Annotated in this window: 12 protein-coding genes; 7 read left to right on the top strand and 5 right to left on the bottom strand. The window is 59.7% G+C overall.

Annotated elements, in window-relative coordinates:
* Positions 1–153: 153 nt before the first annotated feature.
* The gene (locus ACVWXZ_RS02910) at positions 154–963 is read left to right on the top strand and encodes a hypothetical protein (protein ID WP_414355708.1); all 810 of its coding nucleotides are present in this window, start codon (positions 154–156) and stop codon (positions 961–963) included.
* Here the strand turns inward: ACVWXZ_RS02910 and argB are convergent.
* From argB to ACVWXZ_RS02925, 3 genes are all read right to left on the bottom strand, one after another.
* Positions 960–1,898: an acetylglutamate kinase gene (gene argB, locus ACVWXZ_RS02915; RefSeq protein ID WP_457482127.1), complete on the bottom strand. Its 939-nt coding sequence runs from the start codon at positions 1,896–1,898 to the stop codon at positions 960–962. The two genes, ACVWXZ_RS02910 and argB, sit on opposite strands and share 4 nt — an antisense overlap.
* Before the next feature lie 154 nt (positions 1,899–2,052).
* Complete coding sequence (locus tag ACVWXZ_RS02920; protein ID WP_414418523.1) at positions 2,053–2,934, bottom strand: M56 family metallopeptidase; 882 nt, start codon at positions 2,932–2,934, stop codon at positions 2,053–2,055.
* Entirely contained in the window at positions 2,931–3,365 is a 435-nt protein-coding gene (locus tag ACVWXZ_RS02925) for a BlaI/MecI/CopY family transcriptional regulator (protein WP_414423600.1), read from the bottom strand. Before ACVWXZ_RS02925 ends, ACVWXZ_RS02920 begins: the two co-directional genes overlap by 4 nt.
* 121 nt (positions 3,366–3,486) lie before the next feature.
* Between ACVWXZ_RS02925 and miaB the strand changes: the two genes are divergently transcribed.
* On the top strand, positions 3,487–4,821 hold the full coding sequence (gene miaB / locus ACVWXZ_RS02930) for a tRNA (N6-isopentenyl adenosine(37)-C2)-methylthiotransferase MiaB (RefSeq protein WP_457482128.1): 1,335 nt from the start codon (positions 3,487–3,489) through the stop codon (positions 4,819–4,821).
* Positions 4,822–5,107: 286 nt separating this feature from the next.
* On the opposite strand, the gene ACVWXZ_RS02935 is transcribed toward miaB, so the two are convergent.
* Entirely contained in the window at positions 5,108–5,458 is a 351-nt protein-coding gene (locus ACVWXZ_RS02935; RefSeq protein WP_414356105.1) for a hypothetical protein, read from the bottom strand.
* Positions 5,459–5,692: 234 nt separating this feature from the next.
* On the opposite strand from ACVWXZ_RS02935, the gene gltX reads away from it, so the two are divergent.
* The 3 genes from gltX to ACVWXZ_RS02950 all read left to right on the top strand — a co-directional run bounded on the left by gltX (position 5,693) and on the right by ACVWXZ_RS02950 (position 11,718).
* On the top strand, positions 5,693–7,132 hold the full coding sequence (gene gltX, locus ACVWXZ_RS02940; protein ID WP_457482129.1) for a glutamate--tRNA ligase: 1,440 nt from the start codon (positions 5,693–5,695) through the stop codon (positions 7,130–7,132).
* 79 nt (positions 7,133–7,211) lie between these two features.
* On the top strand, positions 7,212–10,469 hold the full coding sequence (locus ACVWXZ_RS02945; RefSeq protein WP_457441724.1) for a GAF domain-containing sensor histidine kinase: 3,258 nt from the start codon (positions 7,212–7,214) through the stop codon (positions 10,467–10,469).
* A 166-nt stretch (positions 10,470–10,635) separates the two neighbouring features.
* Positions 10,636–11,718, top strand: coding sequence for an isocitrate/isopropylmalate dehydrogenase family protein (locus ACVWXZ_RS02950; RefSeq protein WP_457441722.1), 1,083 nt, complete (start codon positions 10,636–10,638; stop codon positions 11,716–11,718).
* 57 nt (positions 11,719–11,775) lie between these two features.
* On the opposite strand, the gene ACVWXZ_RS02955 is transcribed toward ACVWXZ_RS02950, so the two are convergent.
* Entirely contained in the window at positions 11,776–12,702 is a 927-nt protein-coding gene (locus ACVWXZ_RS02955) for a D-isomer specific 2-hydroxyacid dehydrogenase family protein (protein ID WP_457441720.1), read from the bottom strand.
* A gap of 336 nt (positions 12,703–13,038) precedes the next feature.
* Here ACVWXZ_RS02955 and ACVWXZ_RS02960 point away from each other — a divergent pair, with 336 nt between their 5' ends.
* The gene (locus ACVWXZ_RS02960; RefSeq protein ID WP_457441718.1) at positions 13,039–14,250 is read left to right on the top strand and encodes a phosphodiester glycosidase family protein; all 1,212 of its coding nucleotides are present in this window, start codon (positions 13,039–13,041) and stop codon (positions 14,248–14,250) included.
* Positions 14,251–15,343: 1,093 nt separating this feature from the next.
* Positions 15,344–16,051, top strand: coding sequence for a cob(I)yrinic acid a,c-diamide adenosyltransferase (locus ACVWXZ_RS02965; protein ID WP_457441716.1), 708 nt, complete (start codon positions 15,344–15,346; stop codon positions 16,049–16,051).
* The last annotated feature ends 66 nt before the right edge of the window (positions 16,052–16,117 follow it).

Here is a 16,117-nt window from a genome sequence, read left to right on the forward strand (position 1 = left end):
TCGGGCCTGTTTTGTTCTCTGGCAGAGCAGAGCAGGCTCAGGGCTACTGAAAGCCCGCTCCGTACCGCTTAGCGGTCGGAGTCGGGTAGTTTACGAGCTTCTGGCCGCTCGGTTCGGGCAGGCTGTAGGCAGCTTGATGAGGAGAAACCGGCAATGTCTTACTCAACCTCTTACTCCGTGTCTTACTCGAAAATCTTTTTCCCAGTTTGGGTGGCGGGGCTGCTGTTGTTGATCGGCGGCGGGATCCTGTTTGGCCTGTTGCGGGCTTTTGGGCTACCTATTGGGGAGCTGGCCGATTGGGCCATTGGGATCGCCAGCTTTTGGTGGCTGGTGGTGATCGTCACCCTTCCCTGGAACCTCTACTTTCAGGCCAAGGCCGTTCAGCAGGAGGCGGTTGTGTCTCAGGAACGAGGGATCCCGGTGGAAGATTCAACCTTGGCTTTCCTACAAAAGCTCAGCCGCTGGTCGTTGCGCGTGGCCATTGCCCTGCATGGGCTGTCGGCTCTGGCTTTCTATGGCTTGGCCGTTGGGCAAGTCACCCCCATTGGCTACCCCAGCGCCGTGGCTGCGGTGTTGTTAACGGCTCTGCGCCCGGCCATCCGGGGCTACGAGTATTTGGCCGACCGCTTGGCCCAGTTGCAAGGGCAAATCCAGATCCCTCGCGAAGATGCCATCGAGTTGGCCGAGCGGATAAAGCAGTTGACACGCCAAGTCGAGCAGTTGCAGGAGCAATGGGATCCCGGCAAGCCCGGTTCTTGGGCCCAACAGGAGGAAGAAACCCGGCGCTACCTGCGGCAGGAGCTGGCCGCGCTCAAAGCCCAACTGGAACAGTTCCGGGCCAGCAACGAGCTGGAGCACAGGCAATTGCGCCAGGAGACCCACCAAGCTGTGGCTCAGCTCAGTGTGGATAGCCAGTTTCTCGGCCATGTGCGGGAGATCCTGCGCTTCATCAAGGAAGCCTAGCAGGATCCGTTGTTCAGCCCTTCCAACTGGGCGGCAAATTGAGAAGGAACCAGCTTGGTGCCCACGCCGGCATCGGTCAGCAGCTCCAGCAATAGGGAATGAGGGGATCCCCCATCCAGAATGTGGGCCGCCCGCACCCCTTGTGCCAGGGCGCGAATGCAACACTGCACCTTAGGGATCATGCCGCCCCTGACCACACCTGTTTGGATAAGCTGGCGGGCCATCTCGATGTCCAGCAGGGTAATCAGGGAGCTGGGATCCTGGGGATCCCGGAGAATGCCAGGGGTGTCGGTGAGCAAAATCAGCTTTTCTGCCCCCAGAGAGGCCGCCAGTTCTCCCGCCACCGTATCGGCGTTGATGTTGTAGGCTTGGCCTGTCTCATCGGCAGCCACGCTGGAGATCACCGGAATCTGTCCACCTTCCAACAGGGTTTGCAGCAACTGGGGGTTGATGCTGCTCACTTCCCCAACAAAGCCAATCTCCGCCCGGCCCTGGGATCGCGCCTTGATCAAGTTGCCATCTCGCCCGCACAGCCCCACCGCCGATCCGCCGGCCAAGCTGATGAGCTGGACGATCTGCTTATTAACCTTGCCCACCAACACCATCTCCACTACTTCCATGGTGGCGGCATCGGTAACCCGCAAGCCATCCACAAACTTGAAGGGAATGTCCAGTTTTTGTAGCCAACTGTTGATCTCCGGCCCCCCCCCATGCACCAACACCGGGCGGATCCCCACACAGGCCAGAAAGACGATGTCTCGGAGCACCTCGGCCCGTCGCTCTTGGTGCACCATGGCTGCGCCGCCGTATTTGATGACAATAACGCGGCCCTGGTACTGCTGAATGTAGGGTAAAGCCTCGATGAGGATCTGCGCCCGCGTGAGGGGATCACACGCCGACCCGGTCGCCTCAGAAAGGGAAGAGTTGGTTTGCACTGCTGTAAGTCCCTAGAAGTCCAGAAAACCTGACCTAGAGTATCCCATTCTGCTTGCAAAGCAGATCTCAGGCTTTGGGCGTCAACTGGTGGTTTTTTTTCAAGCTCGCTTCCCCAACCCAAGGACAATTTGGTTGAGGAATCGCCGTCAATCTTCAGGTATGGAACGGGATCGCCAGCAAAGGCAATAGGGACAACCCCAACCAGGCCCAACCCCGAATGGAAGAAGAATGGGGTAGGGGATCGACGGGCCCTGACTCTGCCTGCTGCAGCAGGGCATCGATACGCTCCTGCAGCCGTTGCCCTGAGTCTGAACTCACGGCCATTGCAAAGCCAACCCAGGCCGCCGCCGGTTGCTCCACCACGCCATAGCCCACCACCTGCAGCAGGGCCTCTCCCAACAGCAAGGGATCCACCCGTTGGGCCGCCCAGCGATCCGCCCGCAGTTCCCGCAGAGTGAGCAATTCCTGCCAGAGGGCCTCGGTGTTGGGCAGCCAGCCGGTGAGGCGTCGCAGCCAGCCCACCCCAAACATCCACAGGGTGTCGCGGTAGTGGCGATGGGCTTCTTCGTGAGCGATTACAGCCCGCAAGTGCTCATCATCCAACTGCTCCAGCAGGCCGCGGCTGACCACCAACTGGGCATTCCACACCCCCACTTGAGCAGCAAAAGGAATCTCCAAATCCAGCACGTAGGCCGGAGAGCCATGCAAATCCACCTGGGCCAGAGCTTGCAGGTGGGCGCGTCGATAGGAGCGCCAGTATTCCCAAATCCAGTGCAAGGCCACGCCGCCAGCCACAGCCAGCAACAGCAGGGCACAGCCGTAGCAGAACCAGCCCCCCGCTCCGGCCATTTGTCCCCACGGCCCCATCCAGGCCAAGGCCAAAGCAGTGGTCAGCAACAGCAGCGGGGGCAGCAAGAAGTGGATCCAAGCCCGCTGCCAACGTCGGCCCCATCCCCCACTCCTGTCCAGGCGCACCTGGGCTCGCCACAGGCAACTGAGGCCCAAGCCCAGCAATAACATGCCCAAGTGGCTCATCGCGGATCCCTCCTGGCTTGACGGGCTGCCCGCAGCCGTTCGGCAATCGCCTGCAACTGGGACACGCTGGCCTGATCCAGGCTATCGGCAAAGGCTGCCACCGTATCGGGATCCCCTACAGCCAAAAACTGCTGCAGGTGGGTGAAGGCCCTGAGGCTGGCCGCTTCCTGACGAGAAAGACGAGGCCGCCACAGCATCGGCAAATGCCGCCCTTGGGGATCGGTGCGGCGCTCACAGCTCACCCAGCCCTTCTGGCTCAAGCGCTGCAAAACTGTAGTCACAGAGGCATAGGCCAGCTCCCGATCCGGATCGGCCAAGATGCGCTCGTGGATTTGACGGGTGCTGGCGCTGCCCAGATCCCAGAGGATCTCCAAGATTTCCGATTCCAGAGGGCCCAGCGACAGTTGCTTGGGACGATGCTTGGGCAACATGAGCCTTTGCCGGTGTAGGAATTTCTATCTAGCTAGATTAACTGTTGGAGTCTCAAGCCCCGCAGCCATTTTAAGGATCCGCTAAGCTCGAAGATGGTGGTTCTTCGTACTGTTTCTTCCCATGGCTGCTCCCACCTACCACACCATCACCTTCGGCTGCCAAATGAACCGCGCCGATACCGAGCGCATGGCCGGGATCCTGGAGTCCCTGGGGTATGTGGCCACCGAAGATGAGTTGCAGGCGGACTTAGTTCTCTACAACACCTGCACCATCCGCGACAATGCTGAGCAAAAGGTCTATTCCTACCTGGGCATCCAGGCACAGCGCAAGCGCAAGAACCCGGCCATCAAGCTCATTGTGGCCGGCTGTGTGGCCCAGCAGGAAGGGGAGAAATTGTTGCGCCGCGTCCCTGAGCTGGATCTGGTCATGGGCCCCCAGTACGTGAACTGCCTTGGGGATCTGTTGGCGCAGGTGGAAGCCGGAAACCAGGTGGTGGCCACCGAGCCGGTTGAGATCCCAGAAGACATCACCAAGCCCCGTCGCGACAGCCAGGTCACTGCTTGGATCAACGTTATCTACGGTTGCAACGAGCGCTGCACCTACTGCATCGTGCCGCGGGTGCGAGGGCAAGAGCAGTCCCGCCAGCCCCAGGCCATCCGCGCCGAAATCGAAGACGTGGCCAGAGCAGGCTATCGAGAGGTGACGTTGCTGGGGCAGAACATCGATGCCTACGGACGGGATCTGGATCCGAAAACCAACCTGGCCAGCTTGTTGCGCTTCGTCCATTCGGTGGAAGGTATTGAACGGATTCGCTTTGCCACCAGCCACCCGCGCTACTTTACCGAGGAGCTGATCGCCACCTGCGCCGAGCTGCCCAAAGTCTGCGAGCACTTCCACATCCCCTTCCAGGCGGGCAGCAACGAAGTGCTCAAGGGGATGCGGCGCGGCTACACCCACGAGCGCTATCGCCAGATCATCCAGCTCATCCGCCAATACATGCCCGAAGCCGCCATCAGCGCCGATGCCATTGTCGGCTTCCCGGGAGAGACCGAAGCTCAGTTCCAAGAAACCCTGCAACTGGTGCAGGACATTGGCTTTGACCAAGTGAACACCGCCGCCTACTCCCCTCGTCCCGGCACCCCCGCCGCTGAGTGGCCCGACCAAGTGCCCGAGGAGGAAAAAAGCGACCGCCTGCAACGGCTGAACCGACTGGTGGCCGAGGTGGCCGCCGCCCGCAGTGCCCGACTCCTAGGCCAGGTGCAAGAGGTGCTGGTGGAAGGCCCCAACCCGAAAAACCCCCGCCAGGCGATGGGGCGTACCCGCGGCAATCGCTTGGTGTTCTTCGAAGGGGATCCGGAGCAACTGCAGGGATCCCTGGTGCCGGTGCGCATTACCGCCACGCGAGCTTTTTCGCTGACCGGAGAGGCAGTTACCGTCCGCGCGAGCGGGCCATAGGATGAAGGCTCTCACAAACACAACTTTCCCCAGTTCCCTCTTGTCCGATTGCGCCGGCGGAGCGCCTCTCCAGGGAGCTGTTTCGCTGAGAAAAACCATGCCCTCCTGGGTGAACAGCTTTAAGGCAACCGCCAGGCAGTCACTGCCCTTTCCGCCACGCCGACCAGGGCACAACCACCGCCCTAGCTAGCTTTCTTCCGCGCAGCAGTAGAACGGAGCTTCATACACAACGTTTTGGCAACAGCAACAGGCCGGCGCTGGAACAGGCCCCGAATACCTGCCCTGCCTAGCGCAAGATTTCAAAATCCAAAACGGGCTCTGTCTGGGTCACGCGGTAGTACCCGGCCTGGGTACGAACCGAAGCCTGATAGGGACTGGGCAAATCCAGCGAGCGCAGGGGTGGGATGTTGGTGCGCTGGTTCAGCAGCGTGGTGAAGAAGGCGGTGGTCTGCCGGGCCTGGGAGCGCACCACCTCCTCAGGGAAAATGACCGGATCCACATTCCTGCCTGTATCCAACAGGATCCTATCCAGGGCATCTCCCACCGGATAGGAAGGATAGGCAATTTGGGCCAAGGCGGATCCAATCGGGATCCCGGCGGACAGACAACCCAGAAGAATGGCCGAAGTCAGACGCATGTGCTGGGATTCCTCCTGCGCTACAGCTTTTCCTCAACACCGGAAAAAAGGGGGGGTTGGACGTTGCCAATCAACCTTGATCCCCGTGCAGCCTACCTTTTGACCGGCGGCTAGAGCGGATTCTACTCGAAATGCCTCAATTGGCAACCGCCTGCAACCCAATGGAGGGCCAACATGACAAAGGATCTCGCCGCCGACTAGGATCAGGATGCTCTGCTTGGGATCCTTAGACCTGTGAGTGTTTGTGTTCGCATTGCCCCCAGCCCAACCGGAAATCTGCACATCGGCACCGCCCGAACGGCAGTGTTCAACTGGCTGTATGCCCGTCGCCACGGTGGCCGGTTCATTTTGCGCATCGAGGACACCGACCGCGACCGCTCTTTGCCCCGCTACACCCGCAACATTTTGGCGGGCCTGGCCTGGTTGGGCCTAGACTGGGACGAAGGGCCGATCTACCAATCCAAGCGCATCGAGCGCTATCAAGCGGTGGTACAGCAGCTTCTGGATCGAGGGTTGGCCTACCGCTGCTACGTCAGCGAGGCGGAGCTGGAGGAGATGCGCGCTGCCCAGAAGGCCGCCGGCAAAGCCCCCCGCTACGACAACCGCCACCGCTTTCTCACCGAAGCCCAGCGACGGGCCTACGAAGCCGAGGGTCGGCAGCCGGTGATCCGCTTCAAAATCGAGGAGCCCCTGGAAGTGTCTTGGGTGGATCTCATTCGCGGCCCCATTACCTGGAACACCCAGGACTTGGGAGGAGACATGGTCATTGCCCGAGCGGATGGCTACCCTCTCTACAACTTGGCGGTGGTGGTGGATGACATCGACATGGGCATCACCCATGTGATTCGCGGCGAAGATCACATCGGCAATACCCCCAAGCAGATTTTGCTCTACCGTGCTCTTGGCCACGAACCTCCCCAGTTTGCCCATTCTCCTTTAATCCTGAACCCGGAAGGGAAAAAGCTCTCCAAACGGGATGGGGCAACTTCGGTGACGGAGTTCCAGCAGCTGGGCTTTTTGCCAGAAGCTCTCAAGAACTATTTGGCCTTGCTCAGTTGGTCTCCTCCAGATGGGGAAGAGCTTTTCTCTCTGGAAAAGGCGGCTGCGCTGTTCGACTTTGACCGGGTTAACCGTGCGGCTGCCCGCTTTGACTGGGACAAGCTCAACTGGATCAACAGCCAGTACATCAAGCGGCTTTCCCCGCCAGAACTGGTGGAGCGGCTCACCCCCTTTTGGCAGGCGGCAGGGTTTGACCTTTCCGAGGTGCCGGATCCCACCTGGTTGGAAGATGTGGCCCGCCTGATTGCCGATGGTATCGACCGCCTGGCAGAGGCTCCTCCGCTCAGCCGCTTTTTGTTTCAGGAGCCCCTCAGCTACACGTTGCCAGCTCTGGAACAGTTGCGCCTGCCTGGGGTGGCAGAGGCTATGGCTGCAATGGCCACCACGTTGGCTGCTGCCGAGCTGCCCCAGGTTTCGGCGGACAGCTTAAAACCGCTGGTGGATCAGGTGGCCAAGGGCCAGAACATGAAAAAGGGCCTGCTGATGAAGAGTTTGCGGGCTGCCCTGACAGGGGATCTGCAGGGGCCGGATTTGCTGGAATCTTTTGCCCTTCTCCAGCGGCGGGGCTGGGCTTTGGGGCGGTTAGAGGCTGTGCAGAAGTTGGTTCCTTGTTGATGGAAGCCCATCTCTTGCTGTCATGCCTTCGGTTGCCTCTGTTGAAAGTGCTCCGCACCGCTGCCGCAATCGGGATCCCATGCTGTCACGCCAGCTACAGGCTGCAAACCAAATTGTCCAAGAACTGGTGCTGCTCTCTTCTCAGTTATCTTCCCCATCCTCTTCGGACTCTGTAGAGACGAGGGAGCTGGAGCAGTGTGTGCTCAAGTTGGCCCAGACCTTGGTACGGCAGATGGTGGATCGTCTGGGTGCAGCCTCAGCTCGCCTTTGGTTTTTCGACCCGCAGGAAGGATGTTTTCAGTCGGTGGCCCATGCCGGCCTGCTCAGTCCTGCTCACGACCAAATTCAGCGGATCTATCCTGACGACAGCCCTTTGGGACGGGTGGCCCAGGAGGGGCTGCCGCTTTTGAGCAACAATCCCGCCCAAGAAGCCTGGATGCCCGCCCCGGAGTGGGTGAAGGCCAATGGCTTGCGAGGCTTTGTTGCCTACCCGATTAACCGGGGGGAGGAGCGGCTGGGGGCTTTGGCTCTGTTGAGCCGGACACCTCTGGAAGCCAGCTTTCTGGAAGTGGTGAAGTTCCTCTGTTCCTATATCGCCAGCGCCATCATCAATGCCAAGCTGCTGGAGCGCAGCCGACGGCAGGCGGTGCGGGAGGCGCTGCTCAACCGCATCACCAGCACTGTTCACCGCTTTTTGCAGTGGGATCAAATCGTCAGCACTGCCCTGAAGGAGCTGCAGCAGGCCTTTCTCTCGAAAGGGGTGAAGGGGCTGAGCCGCTGCTGTTTTTACAGTCTCAGCCCGGATCAGCAGACGGTTCGGGTCAGCCATGAGGCCCTGAGCCCTGGGCTAACCCCCTCCCTAGGAGAGGTGTACCGGATCCAGGACTTTGGCTCGCTGTGCGAGCGCCTGCGGACGGGGCAGGTGGTGCAAATAGCCTTGCCTCTGCTGCCGGATCGAGATCTCCTGACCCCAGAGGGGTTGGCCGCTCTCCAGGCGCTGCAGGCTTGCTCGGCGGTGCTGATCCCGGTGCAGTCGGTGGGCTCGGCAGGAGTAGGGCTTTCGGAGGTTGGCGGGAAGGATGGGGGACGGCCCGGTTTGGCTGCAGAGCCAGGGGAGATGATTGGGTTGTTGGGAGTGTACGTCACCACACCCCACCTTTGGCAGCCGGAGGAGATCGAGCTGTTGCGCTCGGTGGCCTCTCAACTGGCCATTGCCCTCACCCGTTCCAGCCTGTTCGAGCATGCCCATCAGCAGACGGAACGGCTGGCTCTGTTGCACTCGATCACGGCGGCGATTCGCTCCAGCCTGGAGCCCACCACCCTCTTCCATGCGATCACCCAGCAGATCGGGGCGGCTTTTCAGGCAGATGTGTGTATCTTGGCCCTCTGGCAGCCGGAGCAGGAGCTGCTACACCCTGTTGGCCTTTATGCGCCGCAGCTTTCCCCCACCGTTCGCGTGGGCGGGACGGAGTCGTTGCTGGACACTCTGTTGCCGACAAGGGGGCCGTTGGTGGGATCCCCAGATTGCCCCTGGGTTGAGCCTGGGATCCCGCCGGACTTGCCGGAGACGATTCGAGCCAAGTTGCGCTTGGGGGCCAGTTTGCTCGCCACCTTGAGGGGGCCTGTGGTGGTGCCGGAGCCGCAGACGGCTCAGTCCTGGGCCGATCTAAAGCCTCAGAGCCAGGGGAGTGGGCTGTTGTTGGTGCCCCTATTTGCTTCTGAGCATCCGGACAGGCCCCAAGAACTGTTGGGGGGCATTGCCCTAATCCGCTACCCTGGCAGCGATTCCCTGACCCCTCGTCCTTGGCAGCCGGAGGATCTGGAGTTGGCAGAAGCCGTGGCCGAGCAGGCGGGGATCGCCCTCAAGCAAGCGCGGCTTTACGAGCAAACCCGTAGCTCTGCCCAGCGGGAAAGCCTTTTGCGCCAGATTGCCCAGCGCCTCAGCGGCACCTACAATCCCCAGGAGGTGGTGCAGATTGCCCTCGAGGGCATGGCAGAGGCTTTGCAGGTTGAGCGGTGCAGTTTTGTGGCGCCCTGCAGTGGCCATGAGCCGTTCGCAGCCTCGTCGCGACAGCCTTGCGGTTCCCCTTCCCCTGCCGTAGGCAGAGCAACAGCCCCACCAGAGGCGGGACGGAGTCCTTTGGCTCAGCAACCCTTGGCCGGCGCTCCTGCAGAACCTCTGGCCATCATCCAAGAGTATTGCCGTCAGCCGGGGATCCCTTCCCAAAGGGGACAGACGCTGCCCCCTGAGCTAAGCCAGCTCCTCTGGGTCAATTGCTACAGCCACCTGAACACGCTGCTGATTCCAGATGTCAACACCTTCCCATTGTCTGCCCACGCCCGCCGCCATCTGCTGCAAAAGGGCATCCGCTCCCTGTTGGGTGTGCCGATAGTCACCGATGCTCGCCAGGTGGCCGGGGTGCTTTGCGCCTTCATGCCGCCGTTTGAGCCGGCAGTTCGGGGAAGCAAAACCGCCGATATCGCCTCAGAAGCCGCCGGATTTTCCCCCAGAGATACGGACTTGGTGAACGCGCTGGCGGACATTGCGGCAGTAGCCTTGCAGCGGGCCTCTTTCTACGAGCAGGTTCGCCGTCAGGAGGCGACGGCAGCAGCTTTGCGGGGCCTAACCGAGGGGCGAGAGGCGGAAAGTCGTCGGTTGGCCGCCGATTTGCACGACCAAACCTTGGCAGATCTGGGAGCTTTGTCTCGCCAGATCCAAGAGCTATCCGGCGATCCGACCATTGGCCCAGCCGGACAGGCTCAGTTGCGGGCCATGAGCGCCCAACTGCGAGAGACCATGGCCGAATTGCGCGGGATCGTGGAAGATTTGCAGCCGACGGCCATGCGGGCCTTTAACCTTGGCCCGGCTCTGCGCAGTCTCCTGGAACGGGCCGCCCAACGTTCCCCCCATCCTCTCCTCACCCGTTTCGACAACCAAGCCGATGGCCTGCTCTCCCGTCTCAGCCCCACCTGCCAGAGCAACATTTTCCGCATCGTGCAGGAGGCTCTGAACAACATCGTCAAACACGCGGGGGCACGGCGCATCGATCTCATCATTCAGCCCAAGGCGCAACAGGACGCCGGTTCCTCTATCAACCCTCAGGCTCCCTACACCCACTTGGAGCTGAAGATCATCGACGATGGCTGCGGTATGCCGGCGTCCAAGAGTGGGGTGGATCCCGCCCAGCCGTCTGGCCATGGACACGGGTTGCTCAACATGCGCTACCGAGCCGAGTTGATCGGGGCAAGCATTGCTTGGCGTAATCGCCGCTTTGGCAGTGGCACAGTTGTAGAGCTGCGAGTCCCTCTGCCGCCGAGTCCCCGATCTTGCGGCTAGCCCCCCCTTTTCTGAGGTAGCAGACGCAGCATTTTCAGTCTCAACCTGTTCTATAGTCGTTTAAGCTCAACGGATCCCCGGTTGTCTGACCCGTTTGTAGGGGATCCTCTCACGCTGGCAAGGCGGAGTTTTTGCGCTGTCGTTAACACTGCGAGGAGAAGCATCTGTGGCCTATCGTGTGACTTTGATCCCTGGGGATGGCATTGGCCCGGAAGTGGCCAAGGCGATGACCACGGTCTTGGAGGCTACTGGGGTTCGGTTCGAATGGATCCCGGTAGAAGCAGGAGTGGAGGTGATCGAGAAATACGGCACCCCCTTGCCACCCCAGGTGTTGGAGTCCATTCGGGAAACCAAAGTGGCGATCAAAGGGCCGATTGGTACTCCCGTAGGTACTGGCTTTCGTTCGGTCAACGTGGCCATTCGCAAGGAGCTGGATCTTTTCGCCAACCTGCGCCCGGCCAAATCCATGCTCGGTGTCAAAAGCCCTTTTCAAGACATCGACCTAGTGGTGGTGCGGGAAAATACCGAAGATCTCTATGCCGGGATCGAGTTTGAACGGGGCACGCCGGAAGCCATCCAGGCGCGGGAGGAAATGATGCGCCTTTCCGGCAAACCCATCCGCGAGGGATCCGCCATCGGCATCAAGCCCATTTCGGACTTCGGCAGCCGCCGCATTGTCAAATTTGCCTTTGAGTACGCCCGCCAGAATGGCCGCAAGAAGGTGACGGCAGTGCACAAAGCCAACATCATGAAATTCACCGATGGCTTGTTTTTGCAGGTGGCGCGGGAGGTGGCCCAGGAGTACCCCGACATCGAGTTTGAAGATCGCATCGTGGACAACATGTGCATGCAACTGATGCAAAAGCCGCAGCTCTACGATGTGCTGGTGCTCACCAACCTCTATGGGGACATCATTTCCGACTTGTGCGCGGGGATGATCGGCGGGCTGGGGGTGGCGCCGGGGGCCAACATCGGCGACGGCATTGCGGTTTTTGAGGCCATTCACGGCTCTGCTCCCAAATATGCCGGCCAAAACAAAGTCAACCCCTGCGCTCTGATCCTCTCCGGGGCGATGATGCTGCGCTACCTAGGAGAGCGGGAGGCTGCCGCAAGGGTGGAGGCGGCGGTGCAGGCGGTGATCGCCGAGGGCAAGCAGGTCACCTATGACCTGGCCACAGGGGATCCCGTCGGCACTCAGGAGATGGCAGAGGCCATTGCTGCCCGCGTGCAGGAGATGGCTCCGCAGTAGGGTTTGGCGTCAAATGTTTCTGATCCCAGGCTCCTCAAAAGGGAGGGACTGGGGGCCTCAGTACCCCAAAGCCAGATCCACCACCCCCAGCAAGGGATCCCCGGCCCGGAAGCGCCGCACATTTTCTCGCACCCGCTTAGAGAGGGCTGGGACAATCATGGCATCGGTAAGAGCAGTGTGGGGGGTAATCAGGCAGTTGGGCAAGCTCCAGAGGGGATGCCCATCCGGTAGGGGCTCGGGATCCGTAACATCCAAGGCAGCCCCGCGAATGACCCTCTGCTGCAGGGCGGCCACCAAGTCGGGGGTCACGATGTGTTTTCCTCGCGCCACATTCACCAACCAACACTGGGATCCCATCTGCTCCAACTCAGCTTGGGCGATGATCCCCTCGGTTTCCGGCGTGAGGGCCAAAGCCAGGATCACCACATCTGCCCCTGCCAACACCGTTTGCCGTTCCGCGAGTGTCACCACCCGCGTGGCCCCCGGCAAGGGATCCGCCTTGCGACGCACCACGTCGACGGAGCATTGAAAAGGCTGCAACAGCTTGATCAACTCTTGGGCGATGCCCCCGGCCCCGAAAATGACCACACGGCTACCCCAGAGGCTGGTACCGGAGCCCTCCTGCCAAGTTTGGGCCAAGGCGCGGATCTTCAAGTCGCGCAAGCCGGCCAAGGTCAAGGCCAAGGCATGTTCCGCCACTGGCTGGGCATAGACCCCCTTGCCACAAGTCCACACATAGGCAGGATGCAAAACCCCTGCCCGAACAAAGGGTTCCACCCCTGCCCAGGGCAGCTGCACCCAGCGGATCCCTTTCCCTTCCGCCAGACAACGCTTCAGGCCAGGCACATCAAAGGCATCGGCCCAGACCAAGGCTTCTGCTTCTGCCAGGGGCACAATTTCGCCGCCCCCCGCCAAAACAGCCTCTTTGAGCCAGGGGCGAAGATGGCCGGGTTCGACGGCAATGCGTTTGCCTTGGATGCCCATAGGAACCGTTGGATGAGGCTTTCCCCTTGCCAGGATACTGTCGGCAGAGCGAGAGATGGCATGCACGGGCAGCCGCAAAAACCGGTGATCGAGTGTTAAGGGATCCCAAAGGGATCCTGGGCCACTTCCATAGGATCGCTAGGGTGAAAATTAGGGCTGCTGTGTTGGCTCAATCCTTAAGTAGGTAGCATTCCCCAATGACCCTATCCGAACTGCTGATCTTGGTGACGCTGCTCTTTCCCGGGATCCTGTTGTCGCTCATTGTGATGGGAACCTTTGCCGCAGGGGGATAATCATCTCCCAATGACAATGGTGAAGCCCTAAAGACGTGAAGACATGTCCAAAACCAAGCTGAGCGCCTGGGTCATGGGCTGGGGGTTAGCCTGCACTGCTGCTCTCTTTTTGCCCAGCGTGGCTGCTCAAGCTCAGATGGCCCTTGGCGGGCAGCCGGTGCGGGTGGTGCAAGGGATCCCTTTGTACCAGAAGGAAGTCTGGATTGAGGACAATCGGATCCCAGTTTCCATCGTGGTGGTTTCTCTCGCAGCGGGCCAACTGCGGCCTATCTGGGCTGCACCTGCGGGGCTGGTGGGTCTGGGGGAGCTGTCTTCCTTTGGCCCCGAACAGGGAGCAGTAGCCGCCATTAACGGTGGGTTTTTCAACCGCAACACCCGTCAGCCGCTGGGGGCGATTCGTCGGGATGGCCGCTGGATCTCCAGCCCCACTTTGGGCCGTGGGGTCATCGCTTGGTCGGATGGGACGGCAGGGCAAGAAGGGGGATCCGTGCGCTTTGCCCGTCTGCAGATGCAAGCAGAGCTGCGCAATGCCATTGGGGACCGGATCCCGGTGGTGGGCATCAATACAGGCTATATCCTGCCCGGCATCTCCCAGTTCACCCCCGACTGGGGATCCACCTACACCACCCAAACGGACGACGAAATGCTCGTGATGGTGCGGCAGGATCAGGTGCAAGAAATTCTGGTGGCTGGCCTGGCCGGCAGTTTAACGGTACAGATTCCCAGTGAGGGGTATGTATTGGCAGGGCGGGGGCTAGAAGGTGCCCTAGAAGCCCGCAAGCTGGTTCCTGGGGATCGCCTCAGCCTTCATCTGCGCTTGGATCCGCCCGAGCTGGAGGTCTATCCCCACATCCTAGGGGCAGGGCCGCTCTTGCTCTTGGATGGGCAGGTGGTTTTGGATGCCCGATTGGAGGCATTTCAACCCCTCTTTCGCAGGCAGCGAGCCGCCCGCAGTGCCATTGGCCAACTGGACAGCGGACATTTGCTGCTGGTGACCGCCGGCAATGCCCAGGAAAACCAAGGGCTTACCCTGCTGGAGATGGCGCAGTTGATGCAGCAATTGGGCTGTCGCCATGCCTTGAACTTGGATGGGGGCAATGCTTCCACCTTGGTGCTGGGGGGAGAGGCCGTCAATTGGGAACACCGGCACCCAGAAGCCAGCCCACCCAACAGTGAGACGGATCCCAGTCCCTCCCGGCGGCGTACACCCCGAGTTCACAATGGCTTGGGATTTTTCCCAAGTCCAAGTCGGTAGCAGAGAACAAAGGCAGCCTTTCGTACTGGCAGGAAGTGTCTTTTTGATCCAGGGATCGAGGGTGGGATCCCCGGGCTTCCTGGCTGATTGGAGGAGGGGGCAGGTATTCTCCAGGATTGGATCTACCTTCTCAAGAAAAAGATCTCTCCCCCCGCCAGAGGAAGGACTCGGCTTTGATTGCGCAGGCTTTGATTGCGCAATGGGATCCCGGCAATCTCGGCACCCAAAGCTCCGGAGCTTGTGCAGGTCAATCTTAAATGGGATCCAAACTGAACGCCCAATGCTCATTTCTCAAGAAATAGAGATTAAATTAAGTAGAAAACATTGGCCTTGAGACCGGTAAGAAAAATGATCAAAGAGGCGATCTCTTGAAGAAGACGACCTCAGAGTATAAAAGGCACGCAATTCTTTACGCTTCTGCTAAATCAGATGCTGGTTTTCAAAAAAGTATTGTCAATAATCCATTTTTTGACGAAGATGATTGACGAATTTATATTTCTTCACTCTCGAGGTTAGAAATTAACTCCTTGGACTTTTGGTTACAATTCTCTCTACTACGAATGTTCGCTAATGTGTAGGCCTACCCGGCTCCCGACCAAATGTATAGTTATTTTAAAAATGACTATCTCTCCTGGTGGACAAGGCTTTTGGGGTAGGTTGACCCTTGCTCCTCTCTCGTGGGTGGGCTGCTGGTACTGGCATTCCTGTTTGTGAGAGTTAATCTTATTTGGAAGAAATTGATCTTTTTCTCAAATTTTTATAGAGCACCTCTATACTCAAGTGAGATAGCCCCACACACAAGCTTCTGGGCTAGGCCTGAAATTTTATTGAGATCCCCTGTCAAAGCTTTTCAGGTATTGCCTCTTGTGCCAAAAGGCTAGGATGGGCAAGGATTGTATTTTCTATTACTCTATTGGGGATGATTTGTATGCCAGCTAGAAGCAGAACCGACTCATTGACGGATACGCACAGGTGGTGTTTCATGGAATCCATAGCCGACGCTCTCCACCACTTGTAGGCCTTGTAACCTAGGGCCGTGTTCTCTAGCCTGCTCGCGAGATAGAACGTGGTTTGCACTGCTTCTCCAAATCCTATGCCTTCCTCCAAGGATGCCGCTCCTGTAGCCCGCGCCAAACAGCCTGCGGCTCAAGCCAGCCCTGCTGCCGGCGAGCTTTTCCTTCAGCAGAATGGATCCCTCTCCGCCCAGTTGGTTCCCCAGGGATCCCTGCAGCTTTACACCCACCCCAGCCGAGGCATGTTTACGCCCGTCATGGCTCAGGCGATGCGCTTGGCAGGCCAGGGAACGCGGGTGCTGATCGTGCAATTTCTCAAGGGTGGGATCAATCAGGGGCCCAAAAATCGTCTCTCCCTGGGCAGATCCTTGGAGTGGGTTCGTTGTCGCCTGCACCGGTGCATCGATACACCTCACCTAGAGCCTGAGGAGCGGGTGGCATTGGATGAGCTGTGGCAATTTACCCAGGAGGCTGTCAGGAGTGGCCGCTATGACTTGGTGGTGTTGGATGAGCTGAGCTTGGCTGTGAAGTTGGGCCTGATCTCAGAAGCGGAAGTGCTGAGCTTAATCGACCAACGCCCCATCTCCATGGACATGGTGATCACCGGGCCGGAGATGCCAGATTCGTTTCTGGAGCGGGCCGACTTGATCACGCAGTTGCGCCTACGTGGAACCCCAGGCCCAGGGCTGCGCACTGCCGATGCGAATTTTGCCTGCTCTCTGGATCCCCCTCAAGTCAGCGGCACAGGTGCTATGCCTACAGCAGCCCATGTTGCTCCGCACCGCTGACAGAAGCTGACAGAAACAGTACATATGGTAACTGTTGCTTTTCCCCCCACTCCCTAGGGAACCGGC

This window comes from Thermostichus sp. MS-CIW-38 (assembly GCF_054058415.1).

Excerpts from the sequence above, each read along its gene's own strand:
- ACVWXZ_RS02910 (WP_414355708.1), top strand. The coding sequence starts at position 154 with ATGTCTTACTCAACCTCTTACTCCGTGTCTTACTCGAAAATCTTTTTC.
- ACVWXZ_RS02955 (WP_457441720.1), bottom strand. The coding sequence starts at position 12,702 with ATGGGCATCCAAGGCAAACGCATTGCCGTCGAACCCGGCCATCTTCGC.
- ACVWXZ_RS02925 (WP_414423600.1), bottom strand. The coding sequence starts at position 3,365 with ATGTTGCCCAAGCATCGTCCCAAGCAACTGTCGCTGGGCCCTCTGGAA.
- ACVWXZ_RS02920 (WP_414418523.1), bottom strand. The coding sequence starts at position 2,934 with ATGAGCCACTTGGGCATGTTATTGCTGGGCTTGGGCCTCAGTTGCCTG.
- ACVWXZ_RS02960 (WP_457441718.1), top strand. The coding sequence starts at position 13,039 with ATGTCCAAAACCAAGCTGAGCGCCTGGGTCATGGGCTGGGGGTTAGCC.
- ACVWXZ_RS02935 (WP_414356105.1), bottom strand. The coding sequence starts at position 5,458 with ATGCGTCTGACTTCGGCCATTCTTCTGGGTTGTCTGTCCGCCGGGATC.
- ACVWXZ_RS02945 (WP_457441724.1), top strand. The coding sequence starts at position 7,212 with ATGCTGTCACGCCAGCTACAGGCTGCAAACCAAATTGTCCAAGAACTG.
- miaB (WP_457482128.1), top strand. The coding sequence starts at position 3,487 with ATGGCTGCTCCCACCTACCACACCATCACCTTCGGCTGCCAAATGAAC.
- ACVWXZ_RS02965 (WP_457441716.1), top strand. The coding sequence starts at position 15,344 with ATGCCTTCCTCCAAGGATGCCGCTCCTGTAGCCCGCGCCAAACAGCCT.